This window comes from Metasolibacillus fluoroglycofenilyticus, from assembly GCF_003049645.1.
Classification (GTDB): domain Bacteria; phylum Bacillota; class Bacilli; order Bacillales_A; family Planococcaceae; genus Metasolibacillus; species Metasolibacillus fluoroglycofenilyticus.
The window spans coordinates 1,570,377-1,589,830 of sequence record NZ_PYWK01000001.1 but is presented as its reverse complement, the minus strand read 5'-3'; the positions used below and the strand labels follow the sequence as shown (position 1 = coordinate 1,589,830).

Annotated in this window: 18 protein-coding genes; 5 read left to right on the top strand and 13 right to left on the bottom strand. The window is 34.0% G+C overall.

The window, feature by feature from the left end; translation table 11 throughout:
- Positions 1 to 109: 109 nt before the first annotated feature.
- Positions 110 to 682, top strand: a complete 573-nt coding sequence (locus tag C9J36_RS07425; RefSeq protein WP_107942685.1) for a YdcF family protein — start codon at positions 110 to 112, stop codon at positions 680 to 682.
- A 576-nt stretch (positions 683 to 1,258) separates the two neighbouring features.
- On the opposite strand, the gene C9J36_RS07420 is transcribed toward C9J36_RS07425, so the two are convergent.
- The 10 genes from C9J36_RS07420 to C9J36_RS07380 form a co-directional block, all read right to left on the bottom strand.
- Complete coding sequence (locus tag C9J36_RS07420) at positions 1,259 to 1,792, bottom strand: NADPH-dependent FMN reductase (protein WP_107942684.1); 534 nt, start codon at positions 1,790 to 1,792, stop codon at positions 1,259 to 1,261.
- Positions 1,793 to 1,969: 177 nt separating this feature from the next.
- Complete coding sequence (locus C9J36_RS07415; protein WP_082798930.1) at positions 1,970 to 2,899, bottom strand: ABC transporter permease; 930 nt, start codon at positions 2,897 to 2,899, stop codon at positions 1,970 to 1,972.
- On the bottom strand, positions 2,877 to 3,800 hold the full coding sequence (locus C9J36_RS07410) for an ABC transporter ATP-binding protein (RefSeq protein ID WP_107942683.1): 924 nt from the start codon (positions 3,798 to 3,800) through the stop codon (positions 2,877 to 2,879). The genes C9J36_RS07415 and C9J36_RS07410 overlap by 23 nt, the downstream gene beginning before the upstream one ends.
- Before the next feature lies 1 nt (position 3,801).
- Entirely contained in the window at positions 3,802 to 4,503 is a 702-nt protein-coding gene (locus tag C9J36_RS07405; RefSeq protein ID WP_066163297.1) for an ATP-binding cassette domain-containing protein, read from the bottom strand.
- Between the two features lie 4 nt (positions 4,504 to 4,507).
- Positions 4,508 to 4,864: a GntR family transcriptional regulator gene (locus C9J36_RS07400; protein WP_107942682.1), complete on the bottom strand. Its 357-nt coding sequence runs from the start codon at positions 4,862 to 4,864 to the stop codon at positions 4,508 to 4,510.
- Positions 4,858 to 5,634: a hypothetical protein gene (locus tag C9J36_RS07395; protein WP_107942681.1), complete on the bottom strand. Its 777-nt coding sequence runs from the start codon at positions 5,632 to 5,634 to the stop codon at positions 4,858 to 4,860. The genes C9J36_RS07400 and C9J36_RS07395 overlap by 7 nt, the downstream gene beginning before the upstream one ends.
- Before the next feature lie 142 nt (positions 5,635 to 5,776).
- Entirely contained in the window at positions 5,777 to 5,899 is a 123-nt protein-coding gene (locus C9J36_RS17600; protein WP_268807855.1) for a hypothetical protein, read from the bottom strand.
- A gap of 405 nt (positions 5,900 to 6,304) precedes the next feature.
- Entirely contained in the window at positions 6,305 to 6,775 is a 471-nt protein-coding gene (locus C9J36_RS07390; RefSeq protein WP_066163302.1) for a dihydrofolate reductase, read from the bottom strand.
- Between the two features lie 192 nt (positions 6,776 to 6,967).
- Positions 6,968 to 7,621, bottom strand: coding sequence for an exosporium glycoprotein BclB-related protein (locus C9J36_RS07385; protein ID WP_066163304.1), 654 nt, complete (start codon positions 7,619 to 7,621; stop codon positions 6,968 to 6,970).
- A gap of 102 nt (positions 7,622 to 7,723) precedes the next feature.
- Entirely contained in the window at positions 7,724 to 8,512 is a 789-nt protein-coding gene (locus C9J36_RS07380) for a hypothetical protein (protein ID WP_107942680.1), read from the bottom strand.
- Positions 8,513 to 8,787: 275 nt separating this feature from the next.
- On the opposite strand from C9J36_RS07380, the gene C9J36_RS07375 reads away from it, so the two are divergent.
- From C9J36_RS07375 to C9J36_RS07360, 4 genes are all read left to right on the top strand, one after another.
- Positions 8,788 to 9,441, top strand: a complete 654-nt coding sequence (locus C9J36_RS07375) for a BMQ_0737 family morphogenetic spore coat protein (protein WP_066163309.1) — start codon at positions 8,788 to 8,790, stop codon at positions 9,439 to 9,441.
- Between the two features lie 79 nt (positions 9,442 to 9,520).
- Complete coding sequence (locus tag C9J36_RS07370) at positions 9,521 to 10,108, top strand: hypothetical protein (protein ID WP_107942679.1); 588 nt, start codon at positions 9,521 to 9,523, stop codon at positions 10,106 to 10,108.
- Positions 10,095 to 10,352, top strand: a complete 258-nt coding sequence (locus tag C9J36_RS07365) for a hypothetical protein (RefSeq protein WP_107942678.1) — start codon at positions 10,095 to 10,097, stop codon at positions 10,350 to 10,352. The genes C9J36_RS07370 and C9J36_RS07365 overlap by 14 nt, the downstream gene beginning before the upstream one ends.
- Entirely contained in the window at positions 10,342 to 10,998 is a 657-nt protein-coding gene (locus C9J36_RS07360; protein ID WP_107942677.1) for a coiled-coil domain-containing protein, read from the top strand. The genes C9J36_RS07365 and C9J36_RS07360 overlap by 11 nt, the downstream gene beginning before the upstream one ends.
- A gap of 317 nt (positions 10,999 to 11,315) precedes the next feature.
- Here the strand turns inward: C9J36_RS07360 and C9J36_RS07355 are convergent, their stop codons facing one another.
- The 3 genes from C9J36_RS07355 to C9J36_RS07340 form a co-directional block, all read right to left on the bottom strand.
- Complete coding sequence (locus C9J36_RS07355) at positions 11,316 to 12,257, bottom strand: thymidylate synthase (RefSeq protein ID WP_107942676.1); 942 nt, start codon at positions 12,255 to 12,257, stop codon at positions 11,316 to 11,318.
- 592 nt (positions 12,258 to 12,849) lie between these two features.
- Entirely contained in the window at positions 12,850 to 13,437 is a 588-nt protein-coding gene (locus tag C9J36_RS07345) for a YpjP family protein (RefSeq protein ID WP_107942675.1), read from the bottom strand.
- Positions 13,438 to 14,385: 948 nt separating this feature from the next.
- Positions 14,386 to 19,314: an ATP-binding protein gene (locus tag C9J36_RS07340; RefSeq protein WP_107942674.1), complete on the bottom strand. Its 4,929-nt coding sequence runs from the start codon at positions 19,312 to 19,314 to the stop codon at positions 14,386 to 14,388.
- Positions 19,315 to 19,454 lie beyond the last annotated feature (140 nt).

The window sequence follows — 19,454 nt, the reverse complement described above, 5'->3', positions numbered from 1 at the left end:
AGCACTAGTTGCGAATTTTTCCAATAGATAATCTATTTTTCTTGCTAAAGAGATATAATTTGAATCTTTTTCTCCTACCACTCGTTCTATTATAGCAAGAGGTGATTATATGAAAAAATGGCTTTCCATCGCAGCAGCTATTGCTGTTTTTTATGGCGTGGGCTATTACTTTCTTGACAACGAAATAAATAAAGGTACTTCCCCAAAAGCAAATGGCACAAATGATTTTTTAATTATTTTAGGTGCAAAGGTACGACCAACTGGTGAGCCTTCCTTATCCTTGCAATATCGACTTGAAGCGGCAAACGATTATTTACAAAAACACCCACATGTACAAGTCATCGTTTCAGGCGGTCAAGGAGATGATGAGCCCGCAACAGAAGCGTCTATAATGGCAGACTATTTAATAAGTCACGGTATCTCAGCAGAGCGTATATTACTTGAAGAAGACTCCACTTCTACATATGAAAATTTACTTTTTTCAAAGGAGCTATTACCAGAGGACATTACAACAATTACGATTGTATCTAACGACTACCATTTGCAACGCGCTAAATTTTTAGCGGAAATTATTGGGTTAGAAGCGGACGTGCTTGTAGCTAAAACACCAACATCCGTAGAAGTGAAATCAAGAATGCGCGAGCGACTCGCGCTATTAAAAACATATATATTTAAGCGATAAAGACGTATATTACTTGCGATAGGCACGTCGCTCCGCGTATTCAACGCATTGATAACACACTTTGATGCGCTTATTTACCTCATTTCGATAATTGCGCAAATCTGGCATTCTTCAGGGGTTGTCTGAAAAGTCCATTTTGTTTTGACACCGCATTGAAATAAAGGTTTTCATCCCTTCCCTTTTACTGAAGGATAACACTGCTTAAGCCAATGTTTATCACATTTTTAAAGAAGGCGTTCTCTGTTTATATAAATCAATATTTTGTGAAACATCATCGCTACTGTCCAACATGCTGGCTATGCACGGCTTTGGGACAGACCTATTTTTTATGTAATGATTTATTTGATGAAAAAACTCTTTTATCTTTGTTAGCAAAGAGTGCATTTACAACACCTTTAGTTCTTTTCTACTAAATATAACATAAAAAAATAGAGGGCGTCCAAAAACCATTTGGGGACACCCTCTTTGTAAAGTGTTTAATGATAAATCATCGTCAATATTACAAATAGATTTTAAGTATATATTTAATATAAAAGCTACACTTTAAAAATTTTTTTCCGTTAGCCTTTTTCTATTTTACTGTACCCACTCGATAAAATTATTCACAACTTTATCTAAAAATTGAATTGTTGCTTCATCTGTTAAATTACCAGCTGCATCAAATTTCGTATGGGCTGCACCAATATACACTTCATTTCCCTGTAATACAGGTGAACCTAAGCCTGAGGCAAATAAAATATCACGTAAATGCATTTGTGCCTTTACTGTTCCTAAATTGCCCATTGATGCTCCCATAATAAATGACGGCTTGCCAATCATCACTTTATCAACTCGTGATAGCCAATCAATCGCATTCCCTAAAACCCCCGGGATAGACGAATTATATTCTGGCGTAAGCCAAAGCACTGCATCAGCAGCCTTCACTTTCGCTTTAAAATCAACAACTGCTTGCGTTGGATTGTTCTCATCATCTTGGTTATACATTGGAATATCATGTAATGTTAAAATATCAACCGTTACTTTTTCTGCATAACGATTTTGAATAAATTTTGCTAACATCATATTGTATGATGCTGCACGTAAACTTCCTACAATTGCTACAATGTTCATAAATTTGCCTCCATCTTGATTGCTTCTATAATGATAATAATGTATCCGAAAATAGCATATTTCAAACAAATTATTATTATAAATTAGCTTACTTGATGATGCAGACCTATGACAATTTTTTTGCTCAACAGCAAAACTCGACAAACTGATAATAGATGTCTGTAACCGTCTCTTTACTTAAGCTGTGACATCACGCTTTGTAAAGGACCAATAGCTAATCACAAGGAAAATAATTGCGTATATCGCTAACACCGCCAGAGAAAATGGCATTGTTACACCTGCTATCATATGCTGGCCTTCACCATAATATTGAGTTAAATCTGTATGTGCAAGCCAAACATATTTTGTAAATGAATATCTGCTAATAACCATTATAATTGCCCCACCCATAAAGGTTAAGAACATTGTCAGACCAATTGCTAAAGCACTTGACCTAAACACAGAGCCAATTAAAAAGGCAAAAAGTATGGACATGATAAAATTGCCTGCCGATAAAGTCGAAAGTTCAATTATGTTTTTCCAAACATCTACCTCCTGTACTTGACCGTTAACAACTTCTAGTACAGTACCTGTATTTCCGCTATATAAAATAAGGGCAACAATCCAAGCTAAAGCAAAATTAACAGCAAGCATAAAAAGCCCATAAACGAATGTTGCGATAAGTTTTGAAGTTAAAATTTTGGCACGTGTAACAGGGCGAGTTAATAGCATTTTAATGGTACCTGTTGAAAATTCACTCGACACGATACTCGCTCCTACGATTACAGTAAACAATGTCACAATAGATATGAGTTGCACGCCAAAATCCATAAAGCTGGCCACCGTCATACCTGTCGGCGGTGCAATATCATGAGCTAACCGGTATTCAGAAATAGCTATTGCATCCTGCCAGTAAGTATTTGCTGCATTGTCTTCTTCTGCGAGTATTTGCTTTGATGTTTCAATATTCTCTTTTTCCACCGCATGCCAATCACGTGTGTCTGGCTCCTCATAATATTTATTTAAAGCACCAGCCCCAACAATAACTGCTACTAAAATGCCAAGCATTGTCCATGTGGCTTTTTGATGCCATAATTTCATCCATTCATTTTGTATGAGTTTCAGCAATTTGTCCGCCTCCTGTCATCTCTAAAAACTGTTCTTCTAATGTTTTTTGCTGTGGCTGAACAACAAAAATATTTACTTGCTGTGCCACAAGCTGACTTATAAGTTGCGGTACTTGCTCTTTTTGTATATGAAGCTCCAAGCCTTTCGCCTTTGTCATAAATTCAATTTGTAGCTTCTCTATCACTTCCTGTACTTTCGCTAAAGGCTCAGCCTCAACATAATAAATTGTTTCAGCCTCATCATGCACCTCTCGAATATCAATAAGCTGGCCATTTTGGATAATGGCAATGCGGTCACACATCAGCTCCATTTCAGAAAGTAAATGGCTCGATACAAAAACAGAAACGCCATCCTCCGCAGCAATTTTACGCAAATATGTGCGGAATTCTCGAATGCCAGCAGGGTCTAAACCATTCGTAGGCTCATCTAATATTAAAAACTTTGGACGATGTAATAACGCTTGAGCTAAGCCTAAGCGCTGACGCATCCCTAAGGAATAAGTTGAAACTTTTTCATGAATACGCTTCTCTAGCCCAACTTGATGCACTACCTCATCAATACGTTCTTTATTAACATGCTGATGCATACGCGCAAAATGCAATAAATTTTTATAGCCTGACATATATTTATACATTTCAGGATTTTCAACGATTACGCCAATTTTACTAATCGCTTCTTCATAATGCTCTTTTAGCGATTGTCCCTCAATTAGCACCTCTCCCTCTGTCGGGTGCATTAAGCCTGTCATCATACGAATTGTTGTCGTTTTCCCCGCGCCATTCGGTCCTAAAAATCCAGTAATTTGCCCCGCATATAAATCTAAATTAAGACTATCAATAAGCTTTTTCCCACGAATTATTTTCGTTAAATTGCGCAATTGTACAATTGGCTGTTGTGCCATATTACCCCATCCTCTCCGCATGTAATGCTTTCATCCACTGCACTGCATCTTGATTATGCTCATCTCGAATAACTTCTAGCTGCTCATGTGCAGCAATACGCCCATCACGCAGTAGCAATACCTCATCTAAAACAGGTTCTACCTCGTATAATTCATGTGTTGATAAAATAATAGTTTGTGTTTCCATATCTGTAAATTGAATTAGTCCTTTAATTAAAGAATCCTTCACCATTGGGTCTAATCCAGCAAAAGGCTCATCCATCACATAAAGTGGTACTTCACGCCCTAGAGTAGCCGCCATTTTCACGCGACCGCGCTGCCCCTTTGATAATTGACGCAGCTTGCGACCACGTTCAATTTCCAAAAACTCACCAATTATTGAGGCCTTTTCATAAGAAAAATCTGTAAACTGTGTTTGATAAAAGTGAAATAATTGTTCTACAGTATAAAAATCATAAAATAAATCCATATCTGGCAGAAAAGCTATTTTATCGGCACTTGTTCTTGTAACACATTGGCCATTTAGCTTAATTTCCCCTTGCACCGGTCGCAAAATACCTGTTATTAGCTTTAATAATGTGGATTTTCCCGCACCATTTCCACCGACAACACCTACTATTTTACCAAGCTCGAATTGGCATGAAATATTTTGTAAAACAGGTTTTTTCATATAGGAAAAACTAATATTTGAAAGCTGTAGCATATTCTCATCCCTTTCGTTGTAACAGTTGTAGCATCTCCTCTTTCGAAAAACCGAACGATGCAATCGACGCTAAAAAGCTCTCAGCAAGCTGCTCCTTCATGCTATCTCGCAGCTCAAGTAGCCGCTGTTCATTTGACGTAATAAAAGTTCCTTGCCCTCTTTTTGTTTCCGTTAATTGCATCAATTCCAACTCCTTATAAACACGTTGTACTGTATTGACATTGACGCCACTTTGCACCGCATATTCGCGCACAGACGGTAGCTTATCACCTAAACGTAAATGTTCTTTAATAATATCGCCACAAATTCTATCAACTAACTGACTATAAATTGGTTTATCTCGCGTAAAATCAGTCATGATTGCGATACCACCTTTTCAAGCCATTTCGAGCTCAATATAAACAAAATGATGACACAGCATGCATAAAACAATATTTGGACTATATAAATGGACCCAACATAAAAGAAAACAGATTGATTAGATGGCTGTAAATAATTTTCAAGCGACTCTAAAGATATATAGCCCTTCTGCAATATTGCACGATACAATGTGCTATTTTCTATTTTTGTTAACAGAAAGCCTACAAAAATAGCCAGAGGAACTGTCACTGCCATGGAGAATTTGCCAATATAACGCTTGAGCTGCAAATAGAAAGTGTAAAAAACTTGCGTGTATGTCAAAATTAAAAGCTGTAAGCATGTTAAGCCTATTGTCATCACGATGCTTGCAATCAACGCTTTGAGCAATGTCCACTCCAATTGTGTTGAAATAATAATAAATGCGCTGCATAAAACAACAAATGTAAAAACAATAAACAGACAAATACTAAATAACGCTTTTGCGCCTACTAGCTTATAAATTGATTGGGGAGAATGTAACCATATCTCCTTGCGATTAACATCTGTGCGTAAGCTCGTTACAAATTGAACGGGCGAAGCAATCGTCCCTAATAAAACTGAAAACACAAGAAAAATCATCACTAGTTCGCCTATTGTAATAGACGTCTCTGCATTTTTATTAATAATATACGGTACGCCAAAAATTAACAGTAGCCCAATAACGAATAAAAAAAGGATGTTTCCGCGCACAACTAGCCACTCTTTTTGCAGTAATGCGATGAAGCTTTTCATTTATATCACCTCGCGTCATAGTGTAATAGGTAAATAGTACACTCATATTGTAAAAAAAGCAAATAAAAAAAGAAGTAACAGGAAAGCAATTAAACGCTTGCTTTCCCCTACTCCTTTTGAAAATTTTAAAGTGACTACTGTTTTATTTTGTATACGACAATACTGCATTTTTGTTAAATTTCTGTAATGCTTCTGTTGCCTCATCTTTGCTTGTGTACTCAAAAATACGAACGTCCTGTTGCTCAAATACTGTAATTACCCACATATTAAAACCCTCCATTCAGTTCATTTAGTATTATAACAGTTTCATTATATACAAAACTGTTTTATAACAACTTCTTAATTATTATTCTACACCTTTTTTCGAAAAAGAAAAGTCCTTTTTTTCATTTTCACAAATTGTTCAAGGAATTAGTAATAATCGTGAAGAAATTATGGCAAATCACATGTTAGGCGCACTATTGATATGTAAAAAGAGCTGTTTAAAAGATACATTCCTTTTTTTAGAACTTTACTTATTTCATCTCAAATTCAAAGGAAAATCGCTAATTTCACCGTTTACAATCTTTTAAAACAGCTTACATTCCTTTTGAACGATTATTATTTTAATAAAAAACAAATAAAGCGTTCAAAGGCAGTGCTTCCCCTGCTTTTGAACGCTTCTCCAATTTTATTTTTCAAAAATACAATAAGTAAAATAAAAGCCCTCTTTAGCTTGGACAGGCTCTCTTTTGCTTATTAGCTTCCAATCTTCATATGCAGGAAAATATGTATCTCCAGCGAAAGCATAGTCGATTTCTGTAATATATAATCGGTCTGCCACTTCTAATGCTAGCTTGAAAATTTGTTCTCCACCAATAATCATAATTTCAGGCTCGTCCTTCACTAACTGCAGCGCTTCGTCTAAGCTCGTCACTACTTCGATATTATCTGCTTTATATGATGCATTGCGTGTAATGATAATATTTCGCCTTCCCGGTAAAGCCCTTCCAATTGATTCAAATGTTTTACGCCCCATAATAATCGGCTTCCCCATCGTCATTTCCTTGAAATACTTTAATTCCCCAGGTAAATGCCATGGCATCTGATTTTCATAGCCTATTACTCGATTTTTATCATGTGCTACTATTAATGAAATCATTTCATCACTCCTTCAATCCTGTACTAAGCATATACTGAAAAAATCAACACAGCAATATGGAAAAACATAAATGACTGTTGGGAAATGTAGGTGCTAGCCTACTTTCCCGACAGCCTGTTGAAGTTTAACTTTATCATACATTATCAGCTGTATAGCATAAAAATATACGTCATTTGCCCATGCGTCTATTCATTATGCGATATTCAGGCCTGCACTTGCTGTACCTGTAATCGTTGCAGCCTCTAATAATGCACCTGAGCCCGTCACAGAGAATACCATAATGAGTAAATCACCTGCTGCTACTGGAATAGATGGTAATGTTGCTGTACCTTGTACTGTTTGTGCCAGCGTTATAGGGTTAACGATTGCTGGGCTTAAATCAACTGTTGCACCAGCTAATGGCGTGAATGCTGTAGTGCCAGCAGCTGCTCGGTAAATTTGTGCGTTGACTGTGTAGCTACCAAGTGCAACACCGACCGTTGCTGTAAAGGATGCTGAAATCGCTGTTAATCTACCTGCGCGTGGCATAGAAAAAGCTTCCGTTAACGGGACAGCAGCCGAACCAAGCGGCAATTCAATTAAACCACCAGCCAAGGAAATACTAGGCACAGACGTACCAAAGCCAATCAAGCTCCCTGTGCCAACTAAACCGCCTCCAATTGTTGTTAACACTGCTGGTACTGTACCAGAAGAAAATGGAATAATTGAGCCACCTGTAACACCATTATTCGGTGGTGTTACAACACAAGCTGCATCGATTGCTTGAAATGGTCCGCTTGATGTGCAATTGTTTGAGCCTGATGAACAACCACAGTCTCTATGAAACTTAAAATATTTATTTGTCATTGTTCCACCTCCTTTCGTCTTTATCCTATTCATAGAGAGAAAGGAGTGAAGGGCTAACAACTACGCTACTTTTGATGTTTTGCTTGGAGTGCTTTATTTCAATCATTTTTTCCTAAAAAAATTCCACCATGAGGTATACTTTTCCTTTTTCTGCCCATACGTTGTTTCCTCATTTATTGATTCAAGTGCTACAGTGGACGTTATAAAGTCCAGTGGCTCCTCCTTTAAATCCTCGTTTTCAGTAGCAAGTATTTCCATTTGGGGACTTTCCTGTCGCACCTCTAACTCCTCAAAAGAGACTGTTTCCTCATTCATAGTTTGTTGCATTTCCACCTGTGGTATCTCAGCATTTTCTATTATTTCATGTCTTATCTTTGGGGGTACCGTTTGTTGTTGTGGCACATGTTCATTTTTTTGTATGGAATCTATATCTCTTAAAACAATGGGCTTATGCGCATTGCGATATAAGCCATTATGCACATGGCTTGGATATGTGTAAACCGATTGGAAATAATGCTCGTTAAAATGTCTTGGGCCAGCTACCCTACTTTCTAAATGCCTCGTTTCCGTAATGTTCGTTTCTTTCACTTTTCTAGAATGCAATAATTGTTGCAATTGCCGATAAGAAAGCTCTAAGCCATCGTCTATTCGCTGTTCTCTTCTTTTTTCCATCATTAATTGCTCCTCATGCTCTGGCTTATATTCCTCTGCTTCAACTAATTTTTCAGGCTGCTGCAATTGATTTTTTATAGTAGAAATTCGCTGTTTCATTTGTAATAATTGCGCCTTGGCATTATTATTTTGTGCCTTTTCTAGCTTTTCCTTACATGCTGCAACTTGCATACGTAACGCCTCAAAATCATGAGTTGTATATTGTTTGGAATTGCTCATATTCTATCCTCCTTTCCATTTATCTCGCATTTGCTGACATAGGCATAAAAACCTTCCTGCAAATGTCCATTTGTAAAGACTACAATTAGTGGAAACTCACTAATAGCAGTTTTACTTTATACCGTAGTTTATTGCGACCATGCTTAGATGTGACAGTAGCACATCATGTTTTCAGCAAGACTAGTAGCGCCCATTTTGAATGCCTAAATACGACTGTTACTGCGTCATATGATACAAACGAAAGAAAAAAACTTTTATGGAGGTGTCAACAAAATATGCAAGAAATAAATCAATCGCAAGTGCGCGAGCTAATTTGTATCAATGTCGACAAAGTATACGATTGGATCGTTAAAGAGCTTACTTTTGAGCTTACACCACAAGGTGCGGTTGCTTTTCCAACGCTGCCAGCAGGTGTTGATTTAACGCATGCATCTATCCAATGTAGAGTAGTACCAGATCCAACAAATCCTGTCGTTATTTTGAGCCGTGAAAATCGCCAATTTACACTTTCAGGAAGGTCGGTTAAACTACAGCAATTAACAGTGCAAAAAAACTTCATTGTGACAATTGTAGTGAAAACAGCGAACAATATGATGTATGAAAGTGAGTCATTTAACATTTCTCGCTGCGAGCAAATTACATTATGTGCACCTAAAGGAACAGATGTTAAAGTAACATACACAGACTTAGACTGCTTCGTCTGCTCAACAGGTGCTATTACGCCAGAATTCCCTACAGGTGGTACACCAACAATTACATTCACTAACTTGTCTGTAACTGTGACGGTTTGCCAAAGCATTCAATCTACTTTCCCAGTAACAGTAGAATTTTTAGCTGAATACTGTGAGCCTCGTGCAGATTTCCCAATCTCTTGCTCACCAGCAGCTCGCCCACAAAAATGTGGAAATGTCTTCCCAAGCAACTGTTAATGGTGCTATTCCAACTAGCTTCAACATAATGTAAAGAGAGGCACTGTCCTCTCTTTCTTTTTCGTAAGGAGGTAATGATTTGCAAATTCATTCGCAAATTATCGAAAAAATGAAACAGCTCGAGCAACAAACGACTAACTATGTAAAAACCATTCAACAGCAGCTCGAGCAAAAAGTATTTTCTAAAGAAACGCAGTCAATTAGCTATTTTACAAGCTCTATGACTGTGTCGCATGAGCGAGAGAAGGAAAACTTTTGCTTAGCTTCTTATCACATTTTAAATGTTGGTACACAGCCGATAACGAACCTCTCTATCCATTTACGACTACATAAACACGCACCTTTCTCTTTTTCTGGGAAGTATATTATCGGTCAAATGAAACAAACATTTCATGAACAGCTTATTTGGGAACGCTTTAATGATGTCAAAAGCAAGCACGAGCTTTGGTTTAAGCCAGTTAATCAAAGTATTATCGCACCTAATGAAATGATTGTTTTCCCACATTTTCAGCTTACATGGACACACCAAACACCATATTTTGGACTTTTAGAAGGCTGGACATACTGCGATGAAATACCTGAAGGAAGTCCAGTAATCAATCCGCTACATATTTGTAGTGTAGGATATGCAGAGGAAGGAGCAGATGCACACAATGAGCCAACATAATATGAAAAAAATAATTACTGAAAAAGTACAGCAACGGGGAGACGCCAGTTTTATGTATTTGGAAAAGGAAACATTGCAGACTGTGCTGCAGCATCTTTTGCAAAGTGCCCCCTCGCCCTCATTAGAAATTTCGGATATTATCGCCAAGTTTGATTTGCTCATCGACCAGCAGCAGCAGCAATTTGAGCTGTTGTTACAGCAATTAGCTAATTTACCGGAAAAGGGGGTAGATTATGGACAATGAAAATATAGCCGAGCTGAAGCAAACTATTCTTTTGTTAGAGGAAGAATTAGCAACATATCAAGGTCTAAATGAAGCTATTTCAATAGTAGAACAGGAAAATAAGCAATTACAAGAAGAGAAAAAGGAGCTAGCGCTTGAATTACGCAAAAAAGAAAAGGATTGGCAGCAGCAAGCTTTACATTATAAACAAACAATCCAAGCATTAAAAATGGAGCGAAGAAAGAAAATTAGACAAATCTCCTCGTTATTAGACGAAAAAAATAAACTTCGTATACTTAATAAACAATTAGCCGCAACCAAAAATCAATTTCAACAAGCCTCCACTGTTAAAGATTCAACAATTGCGAAAATCGAACAAAAGCTAAATTTATTTATTGAGCAAACATCACGTCAGCTAACTGCTACAACAAATAAGCTCGAGCGAACAACTAGTAGCTTACAAAACCAGCTACTCAAATATGAATCAGAACAACCTCCCCCTTCTTCCGAGGAACCAACAATTGAGACACTCTCCACAATCGAAAACGATATGCAACAGCTTTTCGCTCAATCTGTCTATGTCGAAAAACAGCTACAAGCAAAATTAGCCTTACTGCAGGAAGTAGAGCAGCAATTAGCCGTATTATCCGACGACTTAGAGCAATAGACGAATTGGATTTGTAGAATTTATCCCGCATTAACGAGCAGTAAGACAAGACACCCACTTTAAGATTTAAGTGAAACTATACTAAAGGATAGGTGCAAAATTAACTGCCCGTAAAAAGCCCAAGTGTGTCAACTAACAATCAGTGGGGAAAAGGAAAACCCCACTGATTGAAGTTTCATTTTAGCGTTTTGGCATGATTTGTTTACGACTTCCAAATATTTGAGAGTCCCATAGCTCTATTGTGTTGCGAATAAAAATTGCTCGTTCAAATTAAATTGAAAATGAGAGCTGCCTTTTCGGACAGCCCTCATGTTTTATTACACTGCGATTGACGCTTTAATTGTTGGGTGCGGGTCATAGCCCTCTAAAGTAATATCTGGAAGCGTCATATCAAAAATTGATTTTCCAGCCGCTATATGCAATGTTGGTAGCGGACGTGGCTCACGGGATAATTGTTCATTCACCTGCTCTAAATGATTGCTATAAATATGTGCATCACCTAAAGTATGTACAAACTCTCCTACCTCTAGTCCACACTCATTTGCAATCAAATGTGTTAATAGTGCATAAGAAGCGATATTAAAGGGTACACCTAAAAATACATCCGCACTCCGCTGATAAAGCTGGCAAGATAACCTTCCGTCAGCTACATAAAATTGGAAAAACGCATGACATGGTGGTAACGCCATATGGTCAACTTCAGCAGGATTCCATGCCGTCACAATTAGTCGACGTGAATCAGGATTGTTTTTAATTTGCTGGATAACATTAGCAATTTGGTCAATCGTCTCTCCATTAGCAGCTGGCCATGAACGCCATTGTTTACCATAAACCGGCCCTAAATCACCATATTTTTCAGCAAAGTCCTCATCTTCAAGCATACGCGTATTAAATATACTCATTTGCTCCTGTAAAATCTTCGCAAAGTCCTCATCTTTCGCTGCTCGCAAGCCAAAATTCTCCATATCAGGTCCTTCATACTCAGGCGATTTTACCCATTTTTCAAATGCCCACTCGTTCCAAATATAATTGCGCTCAGCAATCAATGTACGAACATTTGTATCGCCTTTTAAAAACCAAAGAAGCTCTGACGCAATTAAACGAAATAGTGTACGCTTCGTCGTCATTAAAGGAAAACCTTTCTGTAAATCAAAACGCATTTGATAACCAAAAACACTAATTGTCCCTGTGCCTGTGCGGTCTTCTTTTTTATGACCATGTTCTAAAATATGTTGGCATAGTTGTAAATACTGTTGCATAGCTAAGCCTCTTTTCTTTATTTATTCGTTTTCTATTATAAAGAAAAAGCAATTATTAATAAAGGAAACCTTTAGTCCTAGAAAGCTTTTTGCATATTTCTAACAGATTTTCACTATGTTTTCTTGATAAATAATGAAAGAACCTTATTGATTAAGGCTAATTTTAAAGACAAAGGATGAACCAGCCGCAGTAGCTTTTGATAAGCCAATATTTGATAAGAGACTATTTTGTTTTGCGGAAAACAGAGCAACTATAATAACAGCAATACCTATTGCACCTGACACTTGCTGTGATGTTTGTGTGATTGTAATACCATCTGGATAGTACTAAGCATTTAAAATGTGTTCGTTTGAGCAGATGCCAGCACCGTTCCTGGCGTAATTACTGCGCGCGGTCCATATTTATCAAATAACCGACCAATTAAAAAGAGCCATCCTAAAAGGGATACCTTCTAGGATAGCTCTAGCTTCTATATTAAGTATTTATTAAAAAACTCTTGTACCTATCGCTTCGCTTTCGGCACATAAAATATTGAACTTGTGGTAAAGGGAATGTCTCAAAACAAATCTTCAGACACATCCTTTACAAATATTAAGCCAACCATTTAGGCGGCGTGTCCTTCGACCAGTATATTTCTCCCAAATTATAATGCACAGCGAAGTTATCTTCTTTCGTATGGTAGTGGAAATTATAGTAGAAGCCCTCATTTGGGCGATTTTCAGTGCGTACATGGAAGCGAATTAAATCGACTCTACTTCCCCGCTCACGAATATTAAAAATTCGCTCTGCATAATCACCACTCGGATTTTCTGTAATCATTAAGTATTGGATTTTGTCATCATCTAAGCGTGCCAGAGTCATGTCAATGGCTTCTTCTATTTTAGGGAAAATACGCGCCTCAAACTCATCCCCAATTTTTTCAGCAATGCGTGGGCCAAACTTTATGTAAGATTGCGTTTTAGCAGCACCTTTTAACGATTGTGCAAGCGAGGAGTTTTCCTCATAAAGTAATGTATCGAGCTGGATTGCAGAAGAAATATCATTGGCACTAGGCTCTTGTAAACGATTAGGCTTTAAATCATCTTCGAAGTTATTCCAAATTTCATGGTTAGGGTTAATTACCCCAAAAGTTAAAAATGCAACAGATACAACAAATATTTTTTGCAACCACTTTTTCATTGTTATCACCCTCAAATTATGTATAAATCATGTTTTCATCTATACTTATCTGTACGTTTTATCGCTAAAAAGGTTCCATCTTTTTGTTATTCATTGTACAATAAATAGTGTAAATATGCATTGTAGTTAAAGGAGGCACATTCTTATGGGTACAATCGCCATCGGTATCGGCTTATTATTAATGTTAGGTTACTTAACATCTCTTTGCATCACCGACTAATTTTTTCAAGAGCTACGCAAATTTTGCGTGGCTTTTTCTGTAAATTAGACAAGGGACATCCTCAAATAGAAGATGCCCCTTTAGTATTTAATAGGTAACTTGTAAAATAAATATGTCTCAACCCAATCGTCTGGGGAATCTTATATAATTGTAGAAGTGATTTATTTCTTCTATCCGTAACCGCGGTAAAATCCCACTAAAACTTTCTAACCTAAGCAACGTAGCCCCAACCTGCTACTACGTCCTTGCAGCCCTTTAGCGTGCGCCAGTGTGAATAAGTATCTTCAAAAATCACTAGCAGAATGCCAATTTATCTACATGCTACCTAAAATAGCATAAATACATTGTAACATAGTGTATGGTAAAAGTAAAATCGTTGTTATATCAAGGGTTTAGAGGTATTTCTAATTTTTCACGTTTGCAAAACAGTGCATAGGGATGCAAGAGTTTGGGGCTAATTTGGGGCTACTATTATAAAATAATATGCTTGGCGGCATGTGTATGAGCAAACTTTCTAACTTATAATTGGCTATATCATTAAAAAAGCCCCTTCACTAAAATGTGAAAGGGCACAATGTTAAAATATTTTTTAAGTGGGTTGTACTTCAAAAGTCATGTTTCTTGTAGTTTGAATTTCAGCCTTGCTTGAAAAGTTTCGCTTTGAATTCTATTCCCCAAATAGTTGATGTAATTTTTATTGTATAGTGTAATTTGGATTGTTTATATATTTATTCTAAATAAAATTTATGTGTAGTAATAGTGAGATTTCTATGATTTTTAGGCGGTGAATTTAAAGTTCTATAAATAACATTATTTTTTATATCTTCGGTTTGTTCTTCGGTTAACTCTGTTATTTTAAAATCATTAGTATTAAAGCCATTAATAGATGTTGTTAATTGTAAGGATATATTATCTCCCACAATATATCTATCATGAATTGGTGTGACCCCATCTTTTGATGTAAGAACATTAAAATGAATTATTGGTGGTGATTGGTTACTTATATCAGTCCATTCATCAATATACATTTCTTTCAATAATAACCTATCAATTGTTTTATGTGTACATATAATATCTATATTTTCTTTTAAATGAATTTCTAAAAATATATCTAATTCCTTATTTGAAAAATAGGGATCGTAAATGATTAATGATTCTTTTGCATTTTGATTTATCCAGTTTATAATATCTCTTTTTGCTTTATGTCCCTCTCCTGCTACATAGTTATCCGTGAAATTATTATTAAATAGAGAATATAACTTCCTTATCTTTGGATTTAATTCGCTATTATTAATTACAAAAGAATCTAATCCAAATAAAAAATCGATTATTTCTTGAAGAACATTAAAAACATTTATCAAATTTGAGGTATGATTGTTACTTCGATTTAAATTTTCTATATACCACTCTAATCCTAAAAAAGTCAATTCTAAATCTTGCATATGATTTTTACTAATTGTTTCCATTATCAATTTTTCTGTTTGAATATGTCCCCGTCCAGCATTAAGTGATTGTAAAGTTTTAATATAAAAGGATTTTAATGATTTGTTAGGTATCTTTTTTCTTGACTCTTTAATTTTTGATGGTGTAGTAAAGTAATTCATTGCTTGTAACGTCCTACTTACTTCTATACTTTCGTGTGGTGAATCCAGGTTTTTGCTTAGAGTTTGAGCAAATTGCGGATTGATTTGATAGGCCAACTCTATAAGGTTCTCATAATTATTCTCCGATTCAAAACTCTGCGAATTTTGCTTTTTTATCATCTCAAAAATATTATGAATAATGCTTTCAGCAGCATTTTTATTGCCTATTTTAAGATAAGTGGATGCAATTAATTCTGCTCGATCAACTTTGTCAATATGATTTTTTATTTTTTCTAACTCTGTTTGAGCCTCTTCAAGAATTGTTAAGGCTAATGTTTGATTTTCTTTATAACTATTGTGTGCAATATAACAATAAACAAATATTTTATCAGAGATATTATCGATTACCTTTGCTTCTTTATAAAGTTCTTCAGGAGAAGGTAATCCCCTTTTTACGGTTATATTTCTTAAGTTTAGGCCTCTAAATTTACTGAATAGAGCTTTGCATAAAATAATATATCCTTTATGTTGGATATTAATTGTATCTGGCAATATCTCTTCCAGATATAAAATAATGTCTTTGTAAAAATTTAATGCCTCAAGTTCCCTTATAGAATATTCACTTCTTTTAATAGAATTCTCCAATACTTGAATAAATATTTTCAAAGCCACACTAACATTTGCATCTACTTTTAACATCTTTATTAATGCAACAATTTTCTTAGCTTTTTCAAGATTTATGCTAAGTCCTAGATTTTCTAAATCAACTAATTCTCTTGCACTTTTTTGAGTAGCTAAATACGATACAATATTCAGAATACTTTTTTCTTTTATTTCTCTATAAGATATTTTATTTAATAATTCAAAATAGTAATTCTCGTTTTTTAAATATAGTAATTCACCACTATTTTCCAACAATTCAAATAAAATAGTAAAGTTATTTTCTATTAATTTAAATATTTCTATATATTTTATAATGAAATCTTCTAAAAAATTTACATGATTAGCCTCAATTAGCTTTAATCCTAGTTCATTATATAATCTAGCTTGTTGAATAATTGAATCACAGCGGTCTATATTAGAACAAATAATTTTAATATAGAATTGGATATTAAGGCTATTATCCATTTTAGGTAATGATTTAATTAAAAATGATATTAAATGCAAGTGTATATTGTCTAAACGCTTATCTAATAGAGATTTTGAACCATTTTCATTTTTTATTAAGTTATATGTTCTGCAAGCTAGGTTGAAATCTTTTAAATTTAAGTTTTGAATTACATAATATACAATTTTCTGCTTATCTTCATAGAGGCTCAATTCTTTAATATGTTTTTCTATTCTTTCATAAATATTAATTGAAATCTGTTCATAATTATATGAAATTCTAAATAAATAAGAATAAGATATTATTTTGTTTTGTGTTAATTTGATTTTCATTATCAAGCTTTTTATTTTTTTCAATTCCTGTTCACTCAATAAATAATCGTTATCAGCTAATAAATATACTAATCTAAATATCAAAAAATCTTTATAACCTTCATCGTGAAATAGTCTATTTATTAAATCTAATATGTCACTTGTATAGTTTCCTGTTTGTACTTTGGCTTTTATTATTTGTTGAAAAATACGGAATCGATTTTTTTCAGTATTTATTTTGCTAAAGAAAATCATGGCTAAATCAATTTCTATTTTTGCTAATTCAAAAAAGATTTCTTGAGAAATCTCATAATGGTTTGCTGATTGTAATAACATTCGATTAAAGTCTGCATTAAACTTATTTTTTAGTTCATCATAATAACTTTCAAATTCATCATTCATTATATACTGTCCATCTTGTAACAAATATATAATACCTAAGCATTTTATATCTAATTCATTAATAGATTCAATAAAAATTATTAATTCTAAAAACCGATTTTGAGCTTTGGCAAGTTCAATTTTAGTTTCAAGTTTACTTAAAGATATTTCCAATTTCACATATTCTTTTTTTAGTCTGGAATTCAAACTGTCTTTTACTTTTTCAACTTTGTTTATAATTTCACTTATTCTCTCAAGTTCATTTCTATTTTCAAGTGTTTCAACTAAATATCTTAAATCTTTTAATGTAAGAGTGTGGTTCACTTTATCTTCAAATAAATTTAAAGTATATTCTACTACATCCAACAATTCATTATGTGTTTTATGATTAATACACCAATTTATCAAGTAAAACATTTTAGCAGAAGCATCATTAATAACTTCTAATTTACTTCTCACCTTTGAAAAACTTTGAGCATTTGTAGTAGTTGCTATGTTAATAATATCTTTTATCTCACTATCATCTATTGCTCCCATTATTTCTTCAATCCCACTATTTTCAGCACTATCATCACTTAATTTTAAAAATAATTTAAGCAATAAGTAGTCCATTAACTTTTCTTTTGAAACATCTGTAGAGCTTTTTTCTACAATTTTTTTTATAATACTTAATGCTAGTTGCATATCTGCGGAGAAAATATTGGTACTAATACTAACAAGTTTTTCTATTAAATCCTCACTTAAATCTGAAGCTATGTCTATTTTATCTACAAAAGTATTAATGCCTTCTAAAACATAAGTTGGTATTGTCTCTCCATTTTTAGTAAGTGCTCTACAAATAATTGAAAGTAAATAAGCTCTATCATCTTCTAAAGAGCACATATAAGTCATTTTTATAGCTTCATTGAACTTTTTTAGTGTTGATAAGATTTTTATTTCACTTTCTAATGACGGAGGTGTCTGCTTAATTTCCAGCATAATTCCTCCTGTTACAATAGATTTTTGATATGTTGCCCAATCTTCTTCATAAAAGCTCATTTCAGAAAGCAAACCTAAGCTTTTCCTTATTGATGTTGTTTCATTCAATTGCTCTAAATTTAAATTTATTGTTTGTAACGTCATAAGTTCTCTAAGTTTGCTATAATTATTTTCTTCCTTATATAGCTCTGATAAAAATGTAACTGTTTTTGAGTCAGTAAGGCTTTGATTTTCATAAAACTTGACTAATAACCCAGTGGCATAAGATTTTTTATCGGCAAGTTTTGATTTTAAAAATTCTGAATAAATTTGAGGTATAAATATTGAACCATTCTCACTTCTTATAAAGTCATTATCTTTAATTATATACAGTATATCATCTTCGGTAATATTAAAAATCTCTACACATTCATTTAAGTTAATATTTTCGGGTGCAAATAATAAAACTGTAATTATATTGATTAACAATTCATTTTCAACAAAATCTATTCCCCCCCAAATTTGGTTTATATATTGAGTGTAGTTTTCAGGTAAGGTTTCAAAAGATTCACTACTTATAAATTGTGGATCGTTGATGATTTTAACACAAAAATCATTTATATATGCAGGTAAACCATTACAAAATTGGTGTATTCTTTTAATTAAATTTGTATCATCAACATATTCTTGAAGTATATACTGTGTTTCTGCTAGTGAAAAATTTAAAACATTTAACGTAACATAATTACCACTAATACCTAAATTAGAATTGGTATTTATACTTAAAATTACATATACCCCATTAGTATCTCCCGAAGGTAAATATGCTAGAATTTCATTAGCTACATCCTCAGGTAGTTCTTCTATCCCATCAAATATGATATAGTAAAATTTTTTATTTCTTTTTGCTTGTATACATAAGTCACTATATATTTTCCCAAAAGCATCTATTATTCTATCTCTATTATAGTCGTCTAAATCATTTATATTTATTTTATTTTGTACTTTTTCAGAACACATTCTTAGTAATTGTTTACATAAATCACTAAAAATAAATTCCACCCTATCCTTATACTTATCTCCTTGAATAAAGTATGCAGCAGTTTGATAAACAAACTCTTGATAAAACTGCTTTAAAATAGTCGTTTTGCCAGTAAACTTATCACCAACTAAAACAACAACTGCATTTTTTTCGTTCAATTTTGATTTTATACTATTTATAACACTATCTCTTTTAAATTCATTTTTTATTTCCCTAGGTAGAGTCAAAGGTTCTTCAAACGTAAATTCATCTATTTTTAAAACTTCAGTATGCACAATCCCTCACCCCATTTAGAATAAATTTAAATTTTCTTAATTATATCTGATCCATTAATATTTGACTATCTTTTTTACATATTTAGTAATAGCGATTCTTTATTAAAGCTTTAAGTATTTACGTATTTTCTTTATCACCG